Origin of the sequence: Odoribacter sp. N15.MGS-14, from assembly GCF_000980245.1 — a bacterium.
GTDB lineage: Bacteria > Bacteroidota > Bacteroidia > Bacteroidales > Marinifilaceae > Odoribacter > Odoribacter splanchnicus.
The window spans coordinates 1-24,808 of the sequence record NZ_LARE01000007.1 but is presented as its reverse complement, the minus strand read 5'-3'; the positions used below and the strand labels follow the sequence as shown (position 1 = coordinate 24,808).

Below are 24,808 nucleotides of genomic sequence, written 5' to 3'. Positions count from 1 at the left end.
ATTTTCTGCACAAATGAAACAAAATGATATGACCAAGCCATTTGATGTGATTGTAATCGGCGGTGGCGCAACCGGTGCTGGAATTGCCAGAGACTGTGCCCGTAGAGGGATTCGTGTGCTTTTGATCGAGCGATTCGATATATCGACGGGAGCGACGGGACGAAATCACGGTTTGTTGCATAGTGGTGCCCGCTATGCAGTGACTGATCAGGAATCGGCAGAGGAATGTATTAAAGAAAACAGGATTCTTCGGCGGATTGCCAGTCATTGTGTGGAAGAGACCGACGGTCTGTTCCTGAGTTTGCCGGAGGATGACATTCAATATCAGGCAAAATTTGTCGATGCTTGTCGACGTGCCGGAATCCGGGCCGATATTATCGATCCGAAAGAAGCGCTGTTGCTGGAGCCATCTGCCAATCCGGCTATTATCGGGGCGGTAAGGGTTCCCGATGGGGCTGTCGATCCTTTCCGTTTGACTACTTCGAATATCATCGATGCCCGTAATCATGGGGCTGAAATTCTCACTTACCACGAGGCGACGGAATTAATCCGTGAACAGGATCGTATCGTCGGAGTGAAAGCCCTGGATCATAGGACGAAAGAGACTAAAAATTATTATGCTAACGTTGTCGTAAATGCCGGAGGAATCTGGGGACACAACATCGCTAAGATGGCGGGAATAACGGTGAATATGCTGCCTGCTAAAGGTGCCCTGCTGATTTTCGGGCATCGGGTGAATAATATTGTTTTGAACCGGTGCCGCAAGCCTGCGGATGCCGATATTCTGGTTCCGGGTGACACGATTTCATTGATCGGAACCACTTCGAGCAAGGTGTCGTTTGATGAAGTCGACCGGATGTATGTGACTCCCGGTGAGGTGGATTTATTGTTACGCGAAGGGGAAAAATTGGCTCCGGTCCTGGCACAAACCCGTATTTTGCGGGCTTATGCGGGTGTACGGCCTTTGGTTGCGGCAGACGACGATCCGAGTGGCCGGAATGTGAGTCGGGGAATTGTGCTGCTGGATCATGCTGTCCGGGATGGACTTGAGGGATTTATTACGATTACCGGCGGGAAGCTGATGACCTACCGGCTGATGGCTGAGTGGGCTACCGATTTAATTTGTAAAAAGTTGAATGTGAACGTCCCGTGTACGACCGCCAGTGAAAAATTGCCCGGTTCGAGGGAGGATCGTGAAGAAGTGGAGAAAAAGATTATCTCGGTACCCTTGGCTCAGCGAAATTCTTCTATTTACCGGCATGGAGATCTGGCGGAAAGATTTTCCGGGAATGATGTGCTGGAAAATAGTTTAGTATGTGAGTGTGAGGAAGTTTCTGTCGGAGAGGTAAAGTATGCTTTGAATGAATTAGAAGTGCACAATCTGGTGGATTTGAGAAGAAGGACGCGTGTCGGAATGGGTACCTGTCAGGGAGAACTTTGTGCATGCCGGGCTGCCGGATTGATGAGCAGTATGCATAAATATTGTACTAAACGGGCGAAAGAAGATCTGGCTTCTTTCTTGAATGAGAGATGGAAGGGGATGGCGCCTATCGCCTGGGGGGATACTTTGCGGGAAAGTGAGTATACAGCCTGGATTTATGAAAGTGTGTGCGGTTTGAAAATGTCTCAAAAACAAGAAGAGTAATATGAAATTCGATACGATTATAATCGGGGGTGGACTGGCAGGATTGGTTGCCGGTATTTGTTTGTCGAAACACGGACAACGTTGTGTCATTATATCTTCAGGACAAAGTGCCCTGCATTTTTCTTCCGGTTCTTTGGATTTGCTGAATGTGTTGCCCGACGGGACAGAGGTGGCTCATCCTTTGAAAGCTATCGGACAGTTGCAGGAACAGGCGCCTGCCCATCCCTATGTAAAAATGGGGATGGAGGTATTTTCAAGACTGACCGGTGAGGCTGAGCGATTTTTTGAGGAAGTCGGAATCCATATGAGTGGAAGCGCCTTGAAGAATCATTATCGGGTGACTCCGATGGGGACGCTGAAGCCTACCTGGCTTACCTTGAAAGATCATCCGGATTGTGGTGCTGCCGATCGTTTACCCTGGAAGAAAATAGCAATATTCAATGTCCTGGGATTTTTGGATTTCTATACTCAGTTTATCGCGGATGAGTTCCGGAAAATGGGTACTGAAAGTAGGATTCATTCGTTTAATTTCCCTGCTTTGGAATATTTGCGTAAAAATCCTACTGAGATGAGGTCTGTCAATATTGCCCGGATGTTTGAGAAACAGGAAAATCTGGACGAACTGGCCACTTTGTTGAAAAGGGAAGCCGGTGAGGTTGAGGCGATCGTGTTGCCGGCGGTATTCGGTTTGAATCAGGATACAGCCTTGGATTATTTACAAAAGAGGGTTGGAAAAGAAATTTGTCTCTTGCCTACTCTGCCTCCTTCTGTCCCGGGGATCCGTACACAGCAGCAATTACGCAAATGTTTCCAGCAAGCCGGAGGTGTATATATGCTAGGGGATACCGTTTTGCGGGCAGAACAGGAAGGGAATCGGATTAGCCGGCTCTTTTCTTATAATCACGGAGAGATTCCTTTTGTCGGAAAGCATATCATCCTGGCTAGTGGCAGTTATTTCAGTCAGGGATTGATCGCTACTTCCGAACGGGTGTATGAACCTGTTTTTGATTTGGATGTCACTTATCCGGAAGATCGGAATCAGTGGTATGGCCGGAATGCATTCGACCGGCAACCGTATGAAGGTTTCGGTGTGAAGACGGGAACTGATTTCCGGGGGATGGTGCACGGGCAGGTATTGGAAAATTTGTATGTGGCGGGAGCTGTTCTGGAGGGATTTAATCCGATTAAAGAAGGATGTGGTGGTGGGGTTTCTGTTTTGAGTGCTTTGTATGTAGCTGAACAAATTTTAAGTAAATAAAAGAGGTTATGAATCTTCAACAACATAATATTAGTGACAATAATTTCGAACAGTGCATCAAATGTACGGTTTGTACGGTTTATTGTCCGGTAGCGGCTGTCAATCCGGATTATCCCGGTCCTAAACAGGCAGGTCCTGACGGAGAACGCCTGCGTCTGAAGAAGTTCGGTTTTTATGACGAGACCTTGAAATATTGTATCAATTGCAAGCGGTGTGAAGTGGCCTGTCCTTCTAATGTGAAGATCGGAGATATCATCCAGGCGGCAAGGATTAAATTCAGTAAAAAGAAACCGGGAGTACGGGATTTTATTCTGGCGAATACCGATTTGGTCGGGACTCTCTCCACTCCTGTGGCGCCGGTTGTGAATGCAACGCTGGGATTGAAACCGGTAAAGGCGATTTTGGATGGAGTGTTGAAAATCGATCATCGCCGTACTTTCCCGAAATATGCTTTCGGAACTTTCGAAAGCTGGTATAAGAAACAAGTGAAAGAACAACTTGCTTTTCCGAAACAGGTGAGTTATTTCCATGGATGTTATGTGAATTACAATTACCCGCAGTTGGGGAAAGATCTCGTTAAGGTTATGAATGCCCTCGGGATCGGGGTGAGGTTGTTGGAAAAAGAAAAATGTTGCGGGGTGGCGCTGATTTCGAATGGTTTTATCAAACAAGCTCGGAAACAGGCTGATATCAATATCGGTTCGATTCGGAAATCGGTCGTGGATAAAAATATTCCTGTTATTGCCACCTCTTCTACCTGTACTTTTACGATTCGGGATGAATATCCGCATTTGTTGGGCGTGAAGAATGAAGATGTGAGAGAGCAGGTAGAGCTGGCTACCCGCTATATTTACCGCTTGCTGAGTCAGGAAACCGGACAATTGGAGTTCAGAAAAGATAAGAAACTACGGGTGGCTTATCATACTCCTTGTCATATGGAAAAGCTGGGGTGGGCTTATTATTCGATCGAATTATTGAAGTCGATTCCGAATGTGGAACTGGTATTGCTCGATTCGCAATGTTGCGGAATTGCCGGGACTTACGGTTTCAAAAAGGAAAATTACAAGACTTCGCAGGATATCGGTAATTCCTTGTTTAAACAGATCGAGGAATCCGGTGTGGATTATGTCGTAACTGATTGTGAAACTTGTAAATGGCAGATCGAAATGTCTACTTCTAAATGTTGTAAACATCCAATCTCGGTCTTGGCGGAAATGTTACAGGATTGAAAGAAATAGTTTTCTGGGAGTTGACCGGCCGGAGGCTTGTTTCCCGGTCGGTTAGGTTTGAAAACCATGGAGTGTGTTCAAAAATCGGGGATTTGTTTGTTATAAAACATCTTGTGCGTGATGAACTTTGAGTTCGAAAGGGTGTTTTTCGAAGCGAAATATTCGCACCGGATATTTTTAAATAAATTCACCAAAAATTTTCATAATTTTTTTTGGATATATGGAGTTTTTATCTACTTTTGTTTCGAAATGAAGATGTTTTATTTCATTTCAAAATAATGTGCGCCGAAAACGTTGTAATAACGAAAGTGATAGGTTTTTCTTAGAAACAATTTGAATCTTAAACTAATAGCTATGTGGAGTTTTTTAAAACCAGAGCCTCATCGGCCCTTGTTGTCAAAAGAAAAGATTGATCCGACGTATAAGCGTCTGCGTTGGCAAGTATTCATCGGTATCTTTATTGGATATGCAGGCTACTATTTAGTTCGGAAGAATTTTTCTCTTGCTATGCCTTATCTGGTGGATATGGGATTCGATAAAGGGCTTCTCGGGGTTGCTATTTCAGCTAATGCTATTGCCTATGGATTGTCTAAGTTTATTATGGGTGGGGTTTCAGACCGTAGTAGTGCCCGTAAATTCTTGCCCTTGGGGTTGACATTGTCGGCTTTAGCTACTCTTTTATTAGGTACGAAAGTGGGAGTTTCTTCCATCGTCTCTATGTTTATTTTGCAATTTCTGATCGGTTGGTTTCAGGGGATGGGATGGCCTCCGTGTGGCCGTGTTATGACGCATTGGTTTTCACAAAACGAAAGAGGAACGAAAATGTCTATCTGGAATTGTGCTCACAATGTAGGTGGTGCTTTGATCGGTCCGATGGCTGCCGGTGGTTTGGTATGGTTCGGTTCCTGGCAAGCCGGTACATTCTGGTTCCCGGCGGTGGTGGCTTTGATTATTGTGGTTATCGCTTATTCGTTGATCCGGGATACTCCGCAATCTTGTGGTTTACCTCCTATCGAAGAGTATCGGAATGATTACCCTAAAAATTACAGTGCTAAATCGGAGGTTGAACTGACGGCTAAAGAGATCTTTTTCAAATATGTTTTGAATAATAAGACTTTGTGGTTTATCGCGCTGGCCAATGCTTTTATTTATCTGATCCGTTACGGTGTATTGGATTGGGCCCCCACCTATCTGAAAGAGGTGAAGGGATATGATATTACAGAAATCGGTTGGGCTTATTTTGCTTATGAATTTGCTGCTATTCCCGGTACGATCGTATGTGGATGGTTGAGTGACAAATTGTTCAAGGGACGCCGTGCTTTAACGACCATGATCTATATGGTTTTGATCGCTGTTTCGATCTTTGTTTACTGGCAGTTCAGTGCTACTCCGCTGATGGATAGTATTTGTCTGATTGCTATCGGTTTCTTGATTTACGGACCGGTGATGTTGATCGGGGTACACGCTTTGGATCTGGCTCCTAAAAAGGCTGCCGGTACGGCTGCCGGATTTACCGGGTTCTTCGGCTATTTCTTTGGAACGGCCCTGTTCGCTAATATCGGTTTAGGTTATATCGTGCAGCATTTGGGATGGAATTGGAACTTTATCGTTTTGTTGGGTGCTTGTGCTTTAGCCTTCCTGTTTATTGCATTTACTTATAAAGAAGAACAATATCTGGTTAAAAACAAAAACTAATTAAATCCATGATTAAGAAGAATTTAACGAGTAGTATCATCCTGGTGATGATGCTACTGATCACCCCCTGTGTCTCTGCACAAACCTATCGGCAGATCAAAGGATGGTCAAAAGAAGTCAATGATCGGCTGGAAGATTTCCTGAATTCGACCATTACGATGAAGATTCGGAAAGTGGCGGTTTTCGATGGTGACGGTACGGTTATGGGACAGGTACCTCATTATTTGGCGGATGAAGCTTTATATCAATATGCCGACGAACATTTTAAAGGAAAAACGGATAAGTTTTCGAAAGAGAAAATGGCGATCCTGAACCGGATGGTAAAAGATGGAAATAATGTGGGGAAACCTTATGTCGAGGATCGGGTGCATTTTTTGGCAGGACTGACGCCCGAAGAAATTCTCGAAATGGGATATGCATGTTACCAGACTTCTTACCGGAACAAGTTCTATCCGGAAATGAAACAACTGATTGCCAATCTCAAGGAATATGGATTCGAGGTTTGGATTTTGACCGCTTCTCCGGAATTTTTATATCAGAAATTTCTGGCCGAAGAACTCGGTATCCCGGAGGTAAATATCCTGGGGGTAAAATCGGTGGTTGTCGACGGTAAATTGACAGATGATATCATCTTACCGATTCCGCAGGATGACGGTAAAGCAAATGTGATCCCGACCTTTATTAAAACCCGTCCTTTGGTTGTCGGAGGGAATAGCCGGGGAGATATGGATATGCTCAATCAGTCTTGTGGATTGAAGATTGTGGTGAATCCGGACGATAAAACAGTGCGTGGGAAAGAAGACGGGCCGATGAACGGTTATACGGTAAAAGGCTATTGGGAAAAAGAAGGGGCTTTGATCGTGAAATGTCATGATGTCAGGGAACCCGGTCTGCGTTTCCATACAGAAGAATGGGGAATCCGCGAAAATGTATCTAATCCGAAAGAATAATTCAGGAATAGAATTATATAATTGATTTTACGTATAATTTATTTGATGTTACTATGAAAAAAAATTTTCTATTAAACGTGGTAATGTTGTGCTGTGCTTTATTTGTAGGTACATCAGCATGGGCAAAAACTGAAGACGGGGAAGCTGCTGCTAAAAGCGAACCGGTGTCAGCCAATGAAGAAGAATTATTGAACAAAATTCTTTCTAAGTTACCGAAAGTATCCGGTTATATTCAGACCGGTTATAATTATGGAGATAAGAACGGGGATAACAGATCTTCTTTCCAATTGAAGCGTATGCGGGTACTTCTTGACAAAAAGATCTCCAATACGTTTGACTTCCGGGCTCAGTTCGAATGTTTTTCCGGTTCTACCGATGGCGGGGCTTACAAAAAGAAAGTCATTACTGTGATGGACGCTTTTGTCAGTGCTCACATTAACCAAGCTATCAACTTCCGGGCAGGACAATATTATCTGCCGCTGGGTTTCGAGAATTACGATATTTCTCCGGCTACTTTGGAGACTGTAGATTTCTCTAATATCTGTTATCGTATGGTATGCCGGAATGCGATTTCTTCTGCCGATCTGATCGACTATGGACGTGATCTCGGTGTGATGGCTTACGGTGATCTGTTGCAGAATCAGGAAAAAGGATTCAGCTATTTGAGCTATAATTTATCTTTGACCAACGGTTATTTGCCTACTTTGAACGATGACAACAGATGTAAAGATTTCGTCGGTCGTCTGACTTTCCGTCCTGTAAAACAGTTGAGTATTATGGGATCGTACAACTACGGTGAATACCAGGGTAAAGTCGGAGACGATGTTAAAAAATATCTTCCGATGAATCGGGTGATTGCCGGTGCCTGGTATTTCGACCCGAACGGTCTCGATCTGCGTGCTGAATACGGCCATATCAAAAGTAGCGAAGCTAATGTAGAAGAAGACGGTTTTTATGCTTTGGCCGCTTATCGCTTCGGAAAATTCCTGCCGGTAGTACGTTACGATATGTACCGCGATAAAACCAACAAGACCTCTGCCAACAACAGAGATGCTTACCTGGTGGGTTGTACTTACGAATTGATCAAGAACCTGAAATTCCAGGTTAACTATATCCACTCTATCTATACCGATAAAGTGAAAGATGCAGGTACGCGGACAGGAAACGGAAATAGTTTGCAAATCATGCTTTTGGCTAAATTCTAAGATTTGATTTACCTTTATTAATATCCTAAATTCCTTTATTATGAATAAGTTATTTTTTGCAATGGCACTGCTTTTTGTAGGCATGTCAGTAAATGCACAACATCTCGGTTCAGAATACCGGTTGAAAAAAGTGATTCCGGTTGCCGGACGTCAGGGAATTGCTATCGATAGCAATTACTACTATGTTTCCGACACCAAAGTACTGTACAAATACGACAAACAGGGAAATCTGGTGATGAAGAACGATCAGCCGTTCCAAAATCCCGAAATTGCCAACCACTTCGGTGATATCGATATCTACAATGGAGAAATTTACTGCGGTATTGAAAAATTCGAATACGGACGTGGTTATAATATCGCCGTATCGATTTACGATGCAGAGACTTTGAAATGGAAACGCGATCTGCCTTGGTCTCCTGAATCAGGACAAGTAGAGGTTTCAGGTCTTGCTGTTGATCGGGAGAAAAATATGGTTTGGATGTCTGACTGGGTAGATAGCCGTTACGTATATTGCTATAGCCTGGAAACCGGACAGTACTATACCAAAATGCAATGCCGTCCTACTCCGTACTGGTGTCAAGGTATTTTCATCGCTGATGGAAAAATGCTGTTCACCTCTGATGATGGCGAATCTTTGTACAATATTCCTGATAATATCTATGTGGCTGACATCTCTGAAGTACACTTTACCGGTTTACAAGACGGAACTGAAGTGGTGAAAGAAACTCCGTTCAGCGTAAAACTCGATAAAAAGGGAAAACCTGTTATGCGTAAAGGTAAAATTGCAGGTGGTGCAAAAGCCGGAAGAGTTGAATTATTCCGCGAAATGAGTGATTTCCGCCGTGCAGGTGAAATCGAAGGACTCTCTATTGACCCGGTAAACGACGACCTCGTTGTATTGAACAACCGTGGTACACTGATCGTTCTCGGTATGTCACAGGGTCCGTTCGCTGAAGAAGGGTATACCGGTGAAATTCATGAACTTTATATCTACGAGAAAATTAAATAATTGTAGGGATAGATCCTGAATGATCTGAAAACAATTACTTTCAAATGAGATGAACGAGGTCTGTAGAGACCTCGTTCTTTAATTTATGCAGGAGCAGCTGTTTTAATCTGAGTCTCCTAAAAAATTCATAATTGACATATTGGCATCTAAAATAACAAAGATGTGCTGTAATTGATTCTTTTTTTGCCAAGTAGTGCAAACAGTGGATATCGGGTTTTGTACCGGAAGATCCTTGGAACAGGAACGAGGGGCTGCATAGGCTCTCCGAATACCCGACCGGTGGTGTATGACAGAAACATTCGTTCATTTGTCATTGAAACAGTGACCGATCTGAATCTTCTTCGCTTTAACCTCCTTCTCTTTATTACGTAAAAAACGAAACATTAAAAGTTTAAATAACGTAAAATTTATCCATAAAGACGGAGATGGGTAATTTTTTATATTAAAATAAACAAATATGTGGAGTTTTTTAAGACCGGAGCCTCATAGGCCCTTATTGCCGAAAGAACAGATCGACCCGACATACAAACGTTTACGGGTACAGGTTTTTATCGGTATTTTTATCGGATACGCTGGTTATTATTTAGTTCGTAAGAACTTTGCGCTGGCGATGCCTTACTTGGTGGAAATGGGGTTCGATAAGGGACTTTTAGGAGTTGCTATATCAGCGAATGCCATTGCTTACGGACTTTCTAAATTTTTAATGGGTGGAGTCTCTGACCGTAGTAGTGCCCGTAAGTTTTTACCCTTGGGATTGACTTTGTCTGCTTTGACGACTTTAATTCTGGGTACCCGGGCCGGATTGTCGTCTGTCGTGTCGATGTTTATCCTGCAGTTTTTAATCGGTTGGTTTCAGGGTATGGGTTGGCCTCCTAGCGGACGGGTGATGACACACTGGTTTTCGCAGCATGAACGGGGGACGAAAATGTCGATCTGGAATGTGGCCCATAATGTCGGTGGGGCTTTGATCGGACCGATGGCTGCCGTGGGGATGGCCTGGTTCGGCTCCTGGCAGGCCGGTACCTTCTGGTTTCCTGCTATTGTCGCTTTGGTTATTGTGGTGATCGCTTATCTGCTGATCCGCGATACCCCTCAGTCTTGTGGTCTGCCACCTATCGAACAATACCGAAACGACTATCCACCCAACTATAGTGCCCAGTCGGAAGTGGAACTGACGGCCAAAGAAATTTTCTTTAAATATGTATTGAGTAATAAAATATTGTGGTATATCGCTATCGCTAACGCTTTTATCTATCTCGTCCGCTATGGAGTGCTCGATTGGGCACCTACTTATCTGAAAGAGGTGAAAGGCTACGATATCAAAGAGATCGGTTGGGCTTACTTTTCTTATGAATTTGCCGCTATCCCCGGGACGATTTTCTGTGGTTGGTTGAGTGATAAAGTCTTCAAGGGGAGACGTGCTATTACGACCATGATTTATATGGTCGCCGTCGCCATTTTTGTTTTTGTCTATTGGGAATTTAGTAAAACTCCGCTGATGGACAGTATCTGTCTGATCGCCATCGGTTTTCTGATCTACGGCCCGGTAATGCTGATCGGGGTTCATGCTTTGGATTTAGCCCCTAAAAAAGCGGCCGGTACGGCTGCCGGATTTACCGGATTTTTCGGTTATTTCTTCGGGACCGCCCTCTTTGCTAATATCGGTTTGGGATATGTTGTTCAGAATTTGGGCTGGAACTGGAATTTTATCGTGTTATTGGTGGCCTGTGCCCTGGCGTTCATCTTTATTGGATTCACGGCAAAGGAAGAACAATATCTAGTGAAACAAGCAAAACAATAATCACTTTATTTAAAAATCACAACTATGATTAAAAGATGGGTTTATGTAGCATTGGCATTCGGATTAGGTATGTCTGCGATGTCATGTGAAAATCAGAAATTTAATGATGTGAAGGTGGATGTCGACCGGGTACATGTCGATGAGCTTTCACCTGAAATGATCAAAGTGCGCGACTATGTTCCCGAATATGCGGTTATTGCACATCGGGGCTCTACTTTCTGGACACCCGAAGAAACGGAATCCGCCTATCGGTGGGCGAGAGAAATCGGTGCGGATTACCTGGAATGCGATATGCAGGTATCGAAAGACGGAGTGGTACTGGCACTACATGACGATAACCTGAAACGGACCACTAACATCGAAACGGTTTTCGGAGAAACACTACCCCGGGAAATCCGGAAGAATTATTATATGAAAATCGGATACTCGGAGACAGAAGCCGAAGAAAAGGTAAAAGCGGATGAAGCGAATTTTGTTCCTAACTTACCGGCTTATTATACTTACGAAGAACTGCTGATGCTCGATGCCGGTAGTTGGTTCAATAACGAGAATCTCGAAGAAGCCCTGCCCGGATTGGCTAAAGAAAAGCAATATATTTCCACACTGGAAGACCTGATTATGTATTCGAAAGGGTATCGGTTGATCCGGGACCGCAATCAACCGGGAATGCCCCGGCAATATTCCATTGTCGGGAAAACAGGGGAAACGATTACCAGTCTGAGCGGTACTGCCGATATTGTGAAATATGATTTCGGGTATGAAATCGATCCGGTATGGGAAGCCGGAAATAAGAATATCCCGGGAATCTATATCGAATTTAAAGAACCCTGGCTGAATCCCAAAGGATTCGAACAGATCGTGTATGATGTACTGGCCAATACGCAGGATATGAATATTATCGAAAAACCGGAACCCGAGGACACGCCTTTTTATATCAACAACGGGACGATTAATGTAGGAAATACCAACGGTAAAGTGATCCTGCAAACCTTCTCTTTGGAAAGTTTAGTCCGGGTGGCCGAGGTATTCCAGGGCAAAGTTCCCATGTGTTTCCTGTTGTGGAAAGGGACCGGTGCTACCGATCTCACTTATGACGATCCGCTGGGATATGCTTCTTTTATCAACCTGGGCGTAAAATATAAAGCACATTTTATCGGACCGTGTATCGCGGGGGCCCCTAATGATTATCCTGAATTGGATCAACCCTGGCAGGATTACCTGATCCATCGGGCGAAGATGAAAAACCATCCTTATACTTTCGATACCTATGATCAGATGGCGAAGTATTTCGGACAATATAATTTCGGCGTAGCCGACGGAATGTTCAATCCTCCTTATCTGGATGCTTTATTTACAAACCATTCCGATATGAGTATCAACTATATGATTACGCACGGATGGCGGAAGAGTCCTGCTTCCCAGACCCTGGTCGATGCAAGGGAAGTATTGAGAAAATTGGGATACTTAGATAATAATTAATTAGGGTGAATTTCAAAACTTTGTAAAAATGAATCAGATGAAAAAACAAATATTTTTCCCCGCCTTTTTGGTTGCGATCTTTTTATGGTCCGGGAATATTCAGGCTCAGGTTGAAGATGTGGCCAATCCGCTGTTGAAATATGTCAATCGGAACAATGGACTCAGATTTACTGCCGGAGGCCGTTTGTTTACCGATGTAGCTTATTATCATTCCGAATATACGCCGATGAAATCGGGGGCTGCTATTACCGATGCACGTATCCGTACTTCATTGAAATACAAACAATTCTATTTTTATGCCGATTTCGATTTTTCTAAAGGTTCTTTCAAACAGAAGAATATTTTCGGACAATACAACTTTAAAGAGAATTACCGGGGGGTACAGAGTGTGAAAGCCGGTTATTTTTGCGAGCCTTCTACGATGGCTTACAATACGAGTCTTTATAACTATCATTTTATTTCCCGTCCGGCAGTCGTCAATGCTTTGGCGCCTGGCCGAAGTCTGGGGATTACTTATAAGTTTTTCAATCAGAAGGTGTTGGCCGATCAGGGTATTTTTGCCGAAAATAAATACAATGATCAGATCAGCGGATTTCAGGGGTTTAGTCTGAGCGGTCGTTGGTTGTATAAGGTGATCAACGACGATTATATGACGCTGCATGTCGGATTGGGATTGCGTTACTCCCGGATAAATACCGGACGGGTAGTCGATGACGATGCTTTTAAAACTGAAGTAACTATAGAGTCGGCCATGGAAACTTATGTGGATGCGACTACAAAATTTCTGAATGCCGATGTCGCCTGGGCTAAGAATATTCTCGATCTGAATCCGGAACTCTTGTTTAAGACCGACCGTTTGTTCGTCCGCGGGGAATATCTGTATAAACGTTTGTACAAAGACCGGCCCGATTTTGAATTATTCACCAATCAACTGGGAGGAGTATGGAGTTGGACGACGCTGGATGCCTGGAAAGCCGGTAACCCGATCCGCAGTACCAAATTCGACGGTGGTTATGTAGAAGCCGGCTATCTGATCATGGGCAACCGTTATACCTACAACGACGAATACGGTTTACTGGACGGTATGAATGAAAAGAATTCGCTGGAAATCGTCGCCCGTTATAGCATTGTCAATCTCAACGATATCAATAAAGGAGATTTTTTCCTGATCGGAAAGCATGTTTTCTACCCGGGCGGAGTCGTTTCGGATTATCCTCCTGTCTCGACGAGTATCGGAGGGGGTAAAATGCAGGCGGCTACCGTCGGTTTGAACTATACACTGAATCAGTATATCAAGGTGATGGGGGAATACAAATACAGCCGTTTGAGTAATGTGTATTATCCGATGGATAAGAATTTCCATGAATTACAGATGCGGTTGATGGTTTCGTTTTAGTTTTACCGGACAGCAATGATAAAAATCAGCGAGATACTGTCAGGAAACAGTATCTCGCCAAAATATACTTTTTAAGGAATGCCTGTCTGGATTTTTGCCTTATTAGCCTCCTTATATTAAAATGATGTATATAAAACAGAAACAGGATCTCCGGTGACTGTAAATGCATTGACGACCATTATGGACTCTGTTGTGGTATTTTTTTATTACTACTTTCTGATACTTTAATAGTTTTCACTTTCTATTTTCAGATAATCATTCAAATAACCAATATCATTTTTAGGGATAATGAATAGTGATCTGATTTCATTATTTGTGGTTTTTATGAAAAAAGGAATGTTATCAGGTAATATTTCTATTGCTGGAAATAAGTGAGAGGTGCTTGCAAAATAGACTATATTATTTTCCTCCCCTTTTACCTGCGCATAGGCGTTGATTTGTAATATATTATCCTTGGAACACAGTATTATTATTTCATCATGAAATTTTTTACGAATCTCAGGAAGTTGTTCTAACATGTCTTCAAAACATGAATTACAAACTAAAAGAGGGACAACAAGTATAAGTTTATGAGTAGATAGTATATCTTGTAATGTAGTTGTATTATTTTTCCTGTCTTTTAATATTATATCATTATACAATTATTTGTCTACAATATGATAATTATATAAATTTCTTTTTTCATAATCAGATATCTTTTAATTTATAGATAACTAACACGGGATTATCTGTTTCAGATATATTTGCTGTTCTCTCTTTTAATTTTTCAAATGCTTCGATTGTAGATTTTCTTGAAGTATTTTCTAAATTTTTCAGCCAAAATGATGTATATAAAACAGAAACAGGATCTCCGGCGGTTGTAAATGCATTGATGGCCGGTGGGGTTATGTGATAAAAGGTTAGGTCATCTTTATAATGATTATTGTTTAAAATGATTTTTTTCCCTGACTTTTTAAAATAATAGACCAAAAACGGCATATCATCTAAAGCTTCACATTCAAAAATAAAATGGATATACTTGTCATTTTCGTAATAACGGTTCATGTGTGCTATATCCGGTTGTAGAAAGTATATACCTTGAGGTGTTTTTTCTAATTTGCCATTATACGCGAACTCTTGAAAATCAATGTATCGGGCTGGGATTAATTCTTGCTCTGTAACTCTGTATAGCATTTGTTCAAATTCTCGCTGCCATAATATTTCATTATTGCATTTGGTAAATGGTTTTAGAGGCCGGCAGTTGTAATGAGGGTCATATTTTAAGTGTGAGTTAATCCGTTTTTTATTGCGATAATCCCAAAGTATGATTTGGTCTTCAAATGCTGCTCCATTAAAAATAAGTATCGAATCGTTTAGTATTTCAAAAGAGTCGGCAAAGAAAGGTAATTCTTGCAGAGCAATTGGCCTCCCGCAAGAGGTGTAAGTGATCATTTTTTTACTACTTCCATCTAATATAAGAATGTTTTTATTTTTAGTGATACAATAATCATCAAGATGTAGGTATTCAAATGGACCTCTTCCTCTTCGACCTATAGTGTTATGCAATTTGCCTGTCATGTCAAAATGATAGATTAATTTTGAAGTCTCATCTTTTAGATAGAATGATGTCGTATCGAATATGATTTTTCCAACACTCCCAATAAGGCAGGAATCGCTTGTCTCTAAAGGTATCAATTGATACTCTTGAACAATATCCGATAATTTGTAGGTTTGCTTGCAATCTTCTTTGTTTATTACAATTGTCGGAGGAATAGAGGGAGGTATATAATTATTGCAACTAAAGCAAAAGAAGAAAAATACTATGAGGAAAAAACTCATAGGTTTTTGTAAAATTGTAACAAAGAGACTACCAAAATCACATTTGGTAGTCTTTCCCTGAATCTTTTGAAAAGAATCCATGCGTTTTATTCGTATTTAATTCCTGATCCTTCACAAATCAAATCCAATGGCTTGGTGCTAAATTTGACTTTATAACAACCATTTGAACCTTGTTGTGTTGGAGTACATTGCTCTAAATTACCATCGGCACGGCATTTCAAGGAAAATCCTGATTTGTTATTAGGACATGTACAGCTTACTGATTTTAGTTTATCTCCTTTGTTGTATCCTTCATCTTGTGCCAGTGCTTCTACATTGTAGCCAAGCATTTGTTGTAAAAAATTATTAGAGCGATCAAAACTAATAAAACTTATGATTTGGCTTAATAATGTAGCTGTTATTAATATTAGAAAGTAGCAAGACGAATCGTTGGGTAAAGTCTTTCAACCAGCTATTTTTTTTTCTTTTGGGTTTAACATTGTTTGTCATAACAAAAATATATTGATTTTAAGAAAAACAAAAAATATTCTCAATTATTTCAAATATTGAAATCAAGTATTTTTTGTCCCTATTTGTAATATGGGAAGTAACTGTATCACGCATTCTGTTCCGCAATAGGTTTGTTGTATACAGTATGGATGTATCCTGTTTTCTAAGGGAATCTGACTTTTTATTTTTTTGCTGTGTAAGTTTTGCCACATTATTTTTACCTTTGTCGAAATCAATTTAGAAGAAAATTGAATACAAAGGATTTACTGCAAAAATATCTCTCTGCCCGGGCGGTGAAAAAGTTAACGGAGCTGTTAACTACCCGTAGTGACCGGAAATACAGACTTGTCAACAATGCCGGTTCGGTGACTTCCCTGATTGTCGGAGCCATGCGTATCACCCGGCCGGGGTTGCGGGTCGTTGTGCTGAACGACCGGGAAGAAGCTGCCTATTTTTATAATGATATATTGGCTTTGGCCGATGAAAAACAAATCGCCTTTTTGCCTTCTTCTTATCGCAGGATGATTAAAGAGGAAGAGAAAGATAACGATTCGGTCCTGGTGCGTACCGAAGTGCTGAATAATATCCGGAATGGCGAAGTCGATACTTTGATTACTTATCCGGAAGCATTGGCTGAAAAGGTCGTCGACCGGGAAGTGCTTTCCCGCATGTCGATGGTGGTGAATCAGGGAGATGCCTTATCGATTTCTTTCGTCGAAAATCTTTTGGTAGAATACGGGTTCGAACGGAATGATTTTGTCTATGAACCGGGACAGTTTTCGATCCGGGGGAGTATTGTGGATGTGTATTCTTTTGCAGAAGAACAGCCGGTCCGGATAGATTTTTTCGGAGATGAGGTCGAATCGATTCGTTTCTTTGATATCGAGACCCAGTTGTCCGATAAAAAGACCGGGAAAGTATCGATCGTTCCTGATCTCAGTGGCAAAACAGAGGCCGGAGGATTTAAACATACGGACTTGAGTTCCTATTTCTCTGTTAAACCGGTCTGGTGGATCAAAAATGGGATGTTCCTTCACGATAAAGTGAAAGCTTTATATGCCGAAGCCGGGGAAGAGCTCGTCACTTCTGCCGAAGGACTGATGAATTATCTCGAAGATTGCCATGTGGTGGAATGGGGACCGGATATGTATTTCCGGGGAGAAACGATAGACGTAGCCTGTGAACCTCAGCCTCCGACCAACAAGCATTTCGATTTGCTGGCAGAGACTTTGCAATCCCGCCAAGCCAACGATTACCGGTTGTATATCTGTTCGAACAATGAAATGCAAATCCAGCGTATCCGGGATATTTTTAAAGATAAAGGATACGAAATCGGTTTTACCTGGCTGGAAGGCGTAATACATGAAGGATTTTCGGATTCGAATGAAAAGATTTGTGTTTATACGGAACATCAGATTTTCGATCGTTATCATAAATACCGCCTGCAGACTACCCGCATCCGGCAGGGGAGGGAATCGATCACCCTGGGAGAATTGCAAAATTTGCATCCGGGGGATTATGTCGTGCATATCGACCATGGGATCGGACGATTCGGCGGACTGGTCAAAATCAACAACGATGGCAACGAACAGGAAGCGATCCGGCTGGTATATAAGAATAATTCGGAATTGTATGTCGGATTGCATTCCCTGCATAAAATATCCAAATATAAGGGGAAAGACGGTGTTCCTCCTGTCGTGAACAAATTAGGAGGAGATGCCTGGAATAAACTTAAACAGAAGACTAAGTCCCGGGTAAAAGATATTGCAAGGGAGTTGATCGCCCTCTATGCCCGCCGCAAGAAAGAAGCTGCTTTTGCTTTTTCTAAAGATAGTTATTTGCAGGAAGAAATGGAAGTGTCGTTTATGTATGACGAGACTCCCGATCAGATAAAAGCGATCGAAGCGGTAAAAGCCGATATGGAAAAACCTCAGGTAATGGACCGCCTGATCTGTGGAGATGTGGGATTTGGGAAGACTGAAGTTGCAATCCGGGCCGCTTTTAAGGCGGTAGCCGATAGCAAACAGGTGGCTGTCCTGGTGCCGACGACTGTTTTGGCTTATCAGCATTACCATACTTTTTCCAGGCGGCTGGAAGGCATGCCCTGTCGGGTGGAATATATCAGCCGGATGAAGAAACCCGGAGAAATTAAGAAAATCCTGAACGATCTGAAGGAAGGCAAAGTAGATATCATAATCGGTACCCATCGGCTGACCAGCAAAGATGTCGTATTTAAAGATCTGGGATTGTTGATCGTCGATGAGGAACAAAAATTCGGAGTCGGGGTAAAGGAAAAACTGAAGACCCTGAAATTGAATGTAGATACCCTGACTATGACGGCGACTCCGATCCCGCGTACTTTACAATTTTCATTGATGGGAGCCCGCGATATGTCGATTATCCGTACTCCGCCGCCCAACCGTTATCCCATTGTAACGGAATTGCACCGTTTCGATGAGCAGCTGATCAAAGAGGTGATTCTTTATGAAATGGCCCGTAACGGTCAGGTGTTTTTTATCCACAACCGGGTCGAAACCATCCGGGATATTCAGGGCATGCTGCAACGGATTGTCCCGCAGGTGAAAACCTGTGTTGCACATGGACAAATGGAAGGCGAAGAACTTGAAAAAGTGATGCATGATTTTGTCCGGGGCGATTACGATGTTTTGATCGCTACGACTATTATCGAGTCGGGGCTGGATATTCCGAATGCCAATACGATGATCATCAACCAGGCCCAGAATTATGGGCTTAGTGATCTGCACCAGCTGAGAGGCCGGGTGGGACGTTCGAATAAAAAGGCTTTTTGTTATTTATTGACCCCTCCTTTGGATACGGTTAATTCGGATGCCAGGCGCCGGCTGAAAGCGATCGAAGATTTCAGCGGTTTAGGAAGTGGTTTTAATATAGCGATGCAGGACCTCGATATCCGCGGGGCCGGGAATATCCTGGGAGCGGAACAGTCGGGATTTATTGCTGAAATCGGTTACGAAACCTATCAGCGTATATTGAATGAAGCTCTGCTGGAATTACGCGAAGAAGAGTTCCCTGGAATGGAAACGCCTCCGACCGAACAAAAGCAGGCTTACGTTGCCGATTGTGTGATCGAATCCGATTTCGAAGTATTGATTCCGGATACCTATGTGGAGAATATCAGCGAGAGAATTCGGCTGTATCGGGAGTTGGACAATATTCCGGATGAGGCTGGCCTGGAGAAATTCGGGCAAGAGCTGAAAGACCGTTTTGGCGAAATTCCGGCACAGGTGACCGGATTGATGGAAATTGTGAGGATGAGACGCCGGTGTATGGATTTAGGGATCGAGAGATTATTGGTGAAGAATGGGAAAATGATCATGTATTTTGTCGGCGAACAGACTTCTCCTTTTTATCAGTCGGCCTTGTTTGCCGCTATACTGAGGTTTGTGCAGCTGCAAATTTTGCCTTGCCGGTTCAGTGAAAAAAATAATAAATTATCGCTCGTGTTTACAGAAATTACGAATATTATGAAAATGTCGCGTTATGTGCGGGAGATGTGGGAGAAAACAGAGGCAGGTAACAGATGATAGATCAGAGATTTGAATTTTAGGCAATGAATTTGGTAATTGATATCGGGAATACCCGTAGTAAATATGCTTTTTTTCAGGAAGACCGGCTGATCGGGGTAAACTATCGGTTGGATTCGATTCTTGAAGACATTCGGGTATGGAAAGAAAAAGGGGAAAAGGTTTGGATATTTCTTACCGGAAGTGGTCATATCGATTCCGAAATGCAGCTGGCTATAAAAGAGCAAGCCGATTACTGGCTGGAAGCTTCGCCTGCTTTGGAGGTGCCGTTGAAAATCGGATATGCTACTCCCGAGACCTTGGGATTCGACCGGATCGCTATTTGTGTCGGAGCAAAGAGTTATTACCCGGGGGCTTCCCTCTTGGTGATCGATTCGGGTACCTGTATCACTTATAATTATGTCTCGGCCGAGGGCGTGTTTCTGGGAGGAAATATTTCTCCCGGATTGGAAATGCGTTTCAACGGACTGCACCGGTTTACAGCCCGCCTGCCTTTGGTGACACCGACAGAAACCTATGGAGGAATAGGACAGTCGACAGAAGAAGCTATCCGGAATGGCGTGATGTCTGGTATGCTTTTTGAGGTACAACAGTATATAGAATGCTTTCTCGGACAATACCCGGAAGGACATGTGTTGATTACGGGGGGAAATGCACATTTTTTGGAAAGACATCTGACTCCGGATATTTTATTTTGTAAATATCTTAGTTTTGTAGGATTGAATGAGATCTTGAAATATGTTAAAAAGTCGAACTATTAGCTAAAATACAGGTGTTCCCTGTATATTAAAAGAAAAATAGTGATATTTTTGCAGAGTAAGCTTAGATAAGTAACTAACAAAACATTAAATACATCGGTTAAAAAAGATAAGATCATGAAAAAGATTGTGGCTTTAGCATTCGGTATTTGTCTTATGGGAGGGGCAGTCAGTGCGCAGACACTCGACTCCAAATATGGACTGGATAGTGTGAAAACGTTGGAGAATGCTTCTATTTATTCAGAATTTCTTAAACAAAAAAATTATAAGGAAGCTTTGCCTGCCTGGCGGTATGTTTTTAATAACGCTCCCAAGTTTCAGATGCTTACTTATACCAAAGGGGAAGATCTGTTGATCAATATCTATCAGCAGACAAAAGATAAGACTTATGTGGATACCTTGATGATGTTGTATGATCAATGGGCGAAATATTTTGGGGATCATCAAAGGTATGGAGAAGGTTATATTTTGGGAAAGAAAGGGGCTACTTTATATCGTTTCGGAGGGGATGATACTAAAAAAACAGCTTTTTCTTATTTGGCTAAATCATTCGAGCTCGAAGGTAATAAAACTCACCCGATCACGGTGCAAACCATGTTTTTCGGAGCCGGGGATCTGCTGAAAAAAGGAGAACTGTCGAAAGATGAATACATCGCTCTTTATATGAAAGTTTCCGGTTTTATCGATGATGGAATCAAAAATGCCAAACAACCCAAAACGGTTGAAGCGTTCAAAACGATGAAGGGGAATGTGGATGCTATGTTTTTCAATGCCGGTGTAGCAGATTGTGAAACCTTGAATAACTTGCTTTCTGCAAAATACGAAGCCAATAAGGAAGATGTCGCTAACTTGAAAGAGGTGGCTTCTCTGTTACGGCGGAGCGAATGTGTCGATTTGCCTTTATATGCAACTGTAGCTGAGCAATTGTACCAATTGGATCCGACTGCTGATGCGGCTTATAGCTTGGCTATCATGTTCCTGAAACGTCAGGAATTCGATAAAACCGAAGGTTATCTGAAAGAAGCGATCGCGAAATCCGAAGATAACGAGGCTAAAGCTGAATATTACCTGAAAATGGCTCAGTTGCAATTGGCTAAAAAGCAATATCAGGCGACTAAGACTAATGCGCTGGAAGTGCTGAAACTTAATCCGAACAACGGAACCGCATTGATGCTGATCGGAAAAGCCTATGCCAATTCGGCCTCCAATTACGGAGAAGACGATTTTGACCACGCATCCGTATTCTGGGCTGCTGTCGATAAATTCCAAAAAGCAAAACAAGTGGATCCTGCTATGACAGAAGAAGCGGATAAATTGATCGGAATTTATTCCCAACATTTCCCGAGTAAAGACGAGGCTTTCTTCCGTAGTGTTACCGATGGAGCAACTGTTAAAATCGGTAGTTGGATCAACGAATCGACCAAAGCACGTTTCAGAAAATAGTAAGTCGTATATTAATGAGTGTTTCTTCACGTATACTTTATATGAAAAGCATTATTGTTCTTCTGGGAGCAATAATGCTTTTAGCATGTAAAAATGATATCAAAGAAGTCAATGCATTGGCTGAGCGGGAGAAACGTCCCGATATGACCGGTGAAAACCTGGAATTGGTCTATTCCGATTCTGCCCGGATCAAATACAGGGTATTGGCCCCGGAATACATAAAAGTAAATAGGGAAAAAGAAAAATATGAAGAGTTTCCGAAAGGGATCCATGTACTTTCTTATGATCCTGCAGGAAAGATGATCGGTTCGATTAAAGCGAAATATGCCAAAAAGCTGGAAGATGAAATGCTTTGGGAGGCGCGTAATGAAGTGGTGATAATCAATGCAGAGGGGAAAAAGCTCGAAACCGAATTACTCTATTGGGATATGAAAAAAGAATTGATCTATTCCGACCGTTATGTCAAGTTGAGTGCCGACGGACAAATTATCGAAGGTAATAACGGCTTCCATTCCGATCAGAATCTGAATCATCCGGTGTTTGAGAATATTTCAGGTAGTATCGAAGTTGAAAAGCAACAACGTAAGCAATGACAGCAACCCTTTCGGTGATATTGATTTGTCTTCTGTTATCTGCATTCTTTTCGGGAATGGAGATCGCTTTCCTGACTTCTAATAAATTACGGATCGAGATCGATAAGTCTAAAAAAGGAGTCACTCAGGCTCTCATCGATCTGTTCATTTCGCATTCCGGGATGTATATTACGACTTTATTGGTAGGTAATAATGTCGTCATGGTGATCTACGGTATTTTTATGTCCGATCTGCTGGTCAAACAGTTCGAATTTTTACATTTATCGATCGGGGTCGAACTGTTTGTCGAGACCCTCGTTTCGACTCTGATCATTTTGGTTTTTGCTGAATTTTTGCCGAAGACCGTATTCCGCTTACGGTCTAATCTGTTTTTGAAGTTATTTTCTGTTCCTGTTTTTTTGTTTTATCTGTTGTTTTTTCCGTTGTCTTATTTTTCGGTGTGGTTAGGAGGATGGTTGCTGCGGATTTTTACCGGACGGAAATTAGGGCATAAAGAACCCAACCGGGCTTTTGGAAAAGTAGATTTGAACAACCTGATCGAGGAAGGAGAAGTCAATGCTCGGCAGGAGGAGGAAATGCACGAGATCAAACTTTTTCGGAATGCACTCGATTTTTCCGAAGTGAAGCTGAGGGAGTGTATCGTTCCCCGCCCTGATGTCGTAGCCTTGTCTATCGACAGTTCGATCGAAGAGTTGACCCAACTCTTTATCGATACCGGATTGTCCCGGATTTTGATTTATAAAGAAAGTATCGACGATATTATCGGTTATGTTCATATATCGACTCTTTTCAAAGATCCTCCGACGATTGCCAAAGCGTTGAGCCGGGTATTGATCGTACCTGAGACGATGTCTGCACAACGGCTGTTGAATTTGTTTATCCGGGACCAGAAAAGTGTTGCCGTTGTCGTCGATGAATTCGGTATTACAGCCGGGATCGTTACTATCGAAGATATTATGGAGGAAATTTTCGGAGAGATTGAAGATGAACATGACCACCTCAATCTGAAAGAAGTGATGATTTCCGAACAAGAATATATTTTTTCAGGACGTTTGGAGGTGGATTACTTGAATGAAAAATATCACCTGGATCTGGAAGAGCGTGAAGAGTATGAGACGCTTGCCGGTTTGGTGTTGTATTTCAATCAAAGTATTCCTCAGGAAGGGGAAACTATTGTTGTAAATGATTTAACATTTAAAATATTGAGTGTTAAAAATGCAAGAATAGAGGAAATCAAAGTGTGTATGTGATTTTTTATCTTTTTTTGTTTTAAATTTTGGTAACCTTTTGCAAAAAATGGTTATTTTTACCACAAAATTCTAAGCATAGGCTCGAGTGTGTGATGAGAGTATGTGTGTTATGTGTTGCTTTCTTGATGATTGGTTTGATTGTCAATGCGCAGCAGGATCCTCAGTTTAGTCAGAATATGTTCAACCATATGACGATTAATCCGGCTTTTGCGGGATTACAGAACAGATGGGTGATCTCCGGGATTTACCGGAATCAATGGCTGGCTATGGATGGTGCTCCGGAGACATATGCTTTGAATGTTGACGGTCCCTTCAGAATAAAAAGAAGCGATGGAGGGATCGGATTGAACATGATGAGTGACAAGCTCGGTATGCAGACGAATTTGCATCTGATGCTGAATTATTCATATAAGTGGGCTTTACGTCCGGGAGTATTGAGTGTAGGTTTAAAATTTGGTTTAATCAATGCGAAGATCGAGGGAAAATATTATATCCCCGATGATGAAGACCATACGCCGTCCGGGGATGACGAGGCTTTGAACGGAACCGATGTAAACGTTTCGAAGATGATGTTCGACCTGGGAGGAGGAATTTTTTTTACAGGAAAGCAAGGTTATGCCGGAGTCGCTGTCGCGCATTTGACAAAGCCTGAAATGACTGTCGGGTTGACTGGAAGATTCTTTTTTACACCTCACTTGTATTGTACCGGAGGGTATACGGTCCCGATCGGATTACGGTGGGATTTGCAGCCTTCGGTATTTATGAAGACTGATTTCAGAAGTTTACAGTATAGTGTAAATGTGAATGTAGTTTATCATAAAATGTATTGGGGGGGAGTATCTTACCGGTATCAGGAAGCCCTGATTTTTATGGGAGGTATGGAGTTGAAAAATGGAATTATGGTTGGATACAGTTACGACTGGAATGTGTCGGATGTCGGTAAATACACAGGCGGTTCACATGAAGTGACGGTGGCTTATCATTTCGGTCTTCAATGGGGAAAACGACAGAAAATATATAAGAGTGTAAGATTTTTGTAAAATAGATATACTATGTACATCAGATGGTTTGCAGTTGTCTTTATTGTTTCATTATTATATGCTTGTTCACCGTATAACGGAGGGGGAGAGCTGACAGGAACACGTAAAACAAAAAAATGGTTTGAACCTCAACCTTATGGGATGGTGCTGATTCCTACCGGTAGCCTGAATATCGGAAATAACGATG

Annotated in this window: 19 protein-coding genes; 16 read left to right on the top strand and 3 right to left on the bottom strand. The window is 42.3% G+C overall.

Features of this window, described 5'->3' with window-relative positions; genetic code table 11:
• Positions 1–13: 13 nt before the first annotated feature.
• The 10 genes from glpA (at position 14) to WS34_RS02500 (ending at position 13,667) form a co-directional block, all read left to right on the top strand.
• Positions 14–1,645, top strand: coding sequence for an anaerobic glycerol-3-phosphate dehydrogenase subunit A (gene glpA / locus WS34_RS02545; protein WP_022160621.1), 1,632 nt, complete (start codon positions 14–16; stop codon positions 1,643–1,645).
• 1 nt (position 1,646) lies between these two features.
• Entirely contained in the window at positions 1,647–2,903 is a 1,257-nt protein-coding gene (glpB, locus tag WS34_RS02540; RefSeq protein ID WP_046402972.1) for a glycerol-3-phosphate dehydrogenase subunit GlpB, read from the top strand.
• Between the two features lie 8 nt (positions 2,904–2,911).
• Positions 2,912–4,132, top strand: coding sequence for an anaerobic glycerol-3-phosphate dehydrogenase subunit GlpC (gene glpC, locus WS34_RS02535; protein ID WP_013613475.1), 1,221 nt, complete (start codon positions 2,912–2,914; stop codon positions 4,130–4,132).
• A 354-nt stretch (positions 4,133–4,486) separates the two neighbouring features.
• Positions 4,487–5,827, top strand: coding sequence for a glycerol-3-phosphate transporter (gene glpT, locus WS34_RS02530; RefSeq protein WP_022160623.1), 1,341 nt, complete (start codon positions 4,487–4,489; stop codon positions 5,825–5,827).
• An 8-nt stretch (positions 5,828–5,835) separates the two neighbouring features.
• Positions 5,836–6,777 carry an HAD family hydrolase gene (locus WS34_RS02525; protein ID WP_022160624.1) on the top strand — a complete coding sequence of 314 codons (942 nt, stop codon included), beginning with the start codon at positions 5,836–5,838 and terminating at the stop codon, positions 6,775–6,777.
• Between the two features lie 53 nt (positions 6,778–6,830).
• The gene (locus tag WS34_RS02520; protein ID WP_046402970.1) at positions 6,831–7,982 is read left to right on the top strand and encodes a porin; all 1,152 of its coding nucleotides are present in this window, start codon (positions 6,831–6,833) and stop codon (positions 7,980–7,982) included.
• A gap of 40 nt (positions 7,983–8,022) precedes the next feature.
• Positions 8,023–8,991: a YncE family protein gene (locus tag WS34_RS02515; RefSeq protein ID WP_013613480.1), complete on the top strand. Its 969-nt coding sequence runs from the start codon at positions 8,023–8,025 to the stop codon at positions 8,989–8,991.
• A 457-nt stretch (positions 8,992–9,448) separates the two neighbouring features.
• Positions 9,449–10,792: a glycerol-3-phosphate transporter gene (gene glpT / locus WS34_RS02510; RefSeq protein ID WP_022160626.1), complete on the top strand. Its 1,344-nt coding sequence runs from the start codon at positions 9,449–9,451 to the stop codon at positions 10,790–10,792.
• A gap of 24 nt (positions 10,793–10,816) precedes the next feature.
• Positions 10,817–12,271: a glycerophosphodiester phosphodiesterase family protein gene (locus WS34_RS02505; RefSeq protein ID WP_013613482.1), complete on the top strand. Its 1,455-nt coding sequence runs from the start codon at positions 10,817–10,819 to the stop codon at positions 12,269–12,271.
• A gap of 37 nt (positions 12,272–12,308) precedes the next feature.
• The gene (locus tag WS34_RS02500) at positions 12,309–13,667 is read left to right on the top strand and encodes a porin (protein WP_046403010.1); all 1,359 of its coding nucleotides are present in this window, start codon (positions 12,309–12,311) and stop codon (positions 13,665–13,667) included.
• 224 nt (positions 13,668–13,891) lie between these two features.
• Here the strand turns inward: WS34_RS02500 and WS34_RS02495 are convergent, their stop codons facing one another.
• From WS34_RS02495 to WS34_RS15360, 3 genes are all read right to left on the bottom strand, one after another.
• Positions 13,892–14,185 (bottom strand): hypothetical protein, encoded by a 294-nt coding sequence (locus WS34_RS02495; RefSeq protein ID WP_046402968.1) that lies wholly within the window; start codon positions 14,183–14,185, stop codon positions 13,892–13,894.
• Between the two features lie 169 nt (positions 14,186–14,354).
• A complete protein-coding gene (locus WS34_RS15365) occupies positions 14,355–15,566 on the bottom strand; it encodes a DUF4934 domain-containing protein (RefSeq protein WP_286693606.1) in 1,212 nt (403 codons plus the stop codon).
• Positions 15,567–15,571: 5 nt separating this feature from the next.
• Positions 15,572–15,814 carry a hypothetical protein gene (locus tag WS34_RS15360; protein WP_286693605.1) on the bottom strand — a complete coding sequence of 81 codons (243 nt, stop codon included), beginning with the start codon at positions 15,812–15,814 and terminating at the stop codon, positions 15,572–15,574.
• 408 nt (positions 15,815–16,222) lie between these two features.
• Between WS34_RS15360 and mfd the strand changes: the two genes are divergently transcribed.
• From mfd to WS34_RS02460, 6 genes are all read left to right on the top strand, one after another.
• Entirely contained in the window at positions 16,223–19,537 is a 3,315-nt protein-coding gene (gene mfd, locus WS34_RS02485) for a transcription-repair coupling factor (protein WP_013613486.1), read from the top strand.
• 26 nt (positions 19,538–19,563) lie between these two features.
• Positions 19,564–20,298 carry a type III pantothenate kinase gene (locus WS34_RS02480; RefSeq protein WP_013613487.1) on the top strand — a complete coding sequence of 245 codons (735 nt, stop codon included), beginning with the start codon at positions 19,564–19,566 and terminating at the stop codon, positions 20,296–20,298.
• A gap of 114 nt (positions 20,299–20,412) precedes the next feature.
• Positions 20,413–21,738, top strand: a complete 1,326-nt coding sequence (locus WS34_RS02475) for a tetratricopeptide repeat protein (RefSeq protein ID WP_013613488.1) — start codon at positions 20,413–20,415, stop codon at positions 21,736–21,738.
• Between the two features lie 41 nt (positions 21,739–21,779).
• Complete coding sequence (gene lptC, locus WS34_RS02470) at positions 21,780–22,331, top strand: LPS export ABC transporter periplasmic protein LptC (protein ID WP_228026209.1); 552 nt, start codon at positions 21,780–21,782, stop codon at positions 22,329–22,331.
• The gene (locus WS34_RS02465; protein WP_022160631.1) at positions 22,328–23,581 is read left to right on the top strand and encodes a hemolysin family protein; all 1,254 of its coding nucleotides are present in this window, start codon (positions 22,328–22,330) and stop codon (positions 23,579–23,581) included. Before lptC ends, WS34_RS02465 begins: the two co-directional genes overlap by 4 nt.
• Positions 23,582–23,673: 92 nt before the next feature.
• Positions 23,674–24,621, top strand: a complete 948-nt coding sequence (locus WS34_RS02460) for a PorP/SprF family type IX secretion system membrane protein (RefSeq protein WP_046402965.1) — start codon at positions 23,674–23,676, stop codon at positions 24,619–24,621.
• Positions 24,622–24,808 lie beyond the last annotated feature (187 nt).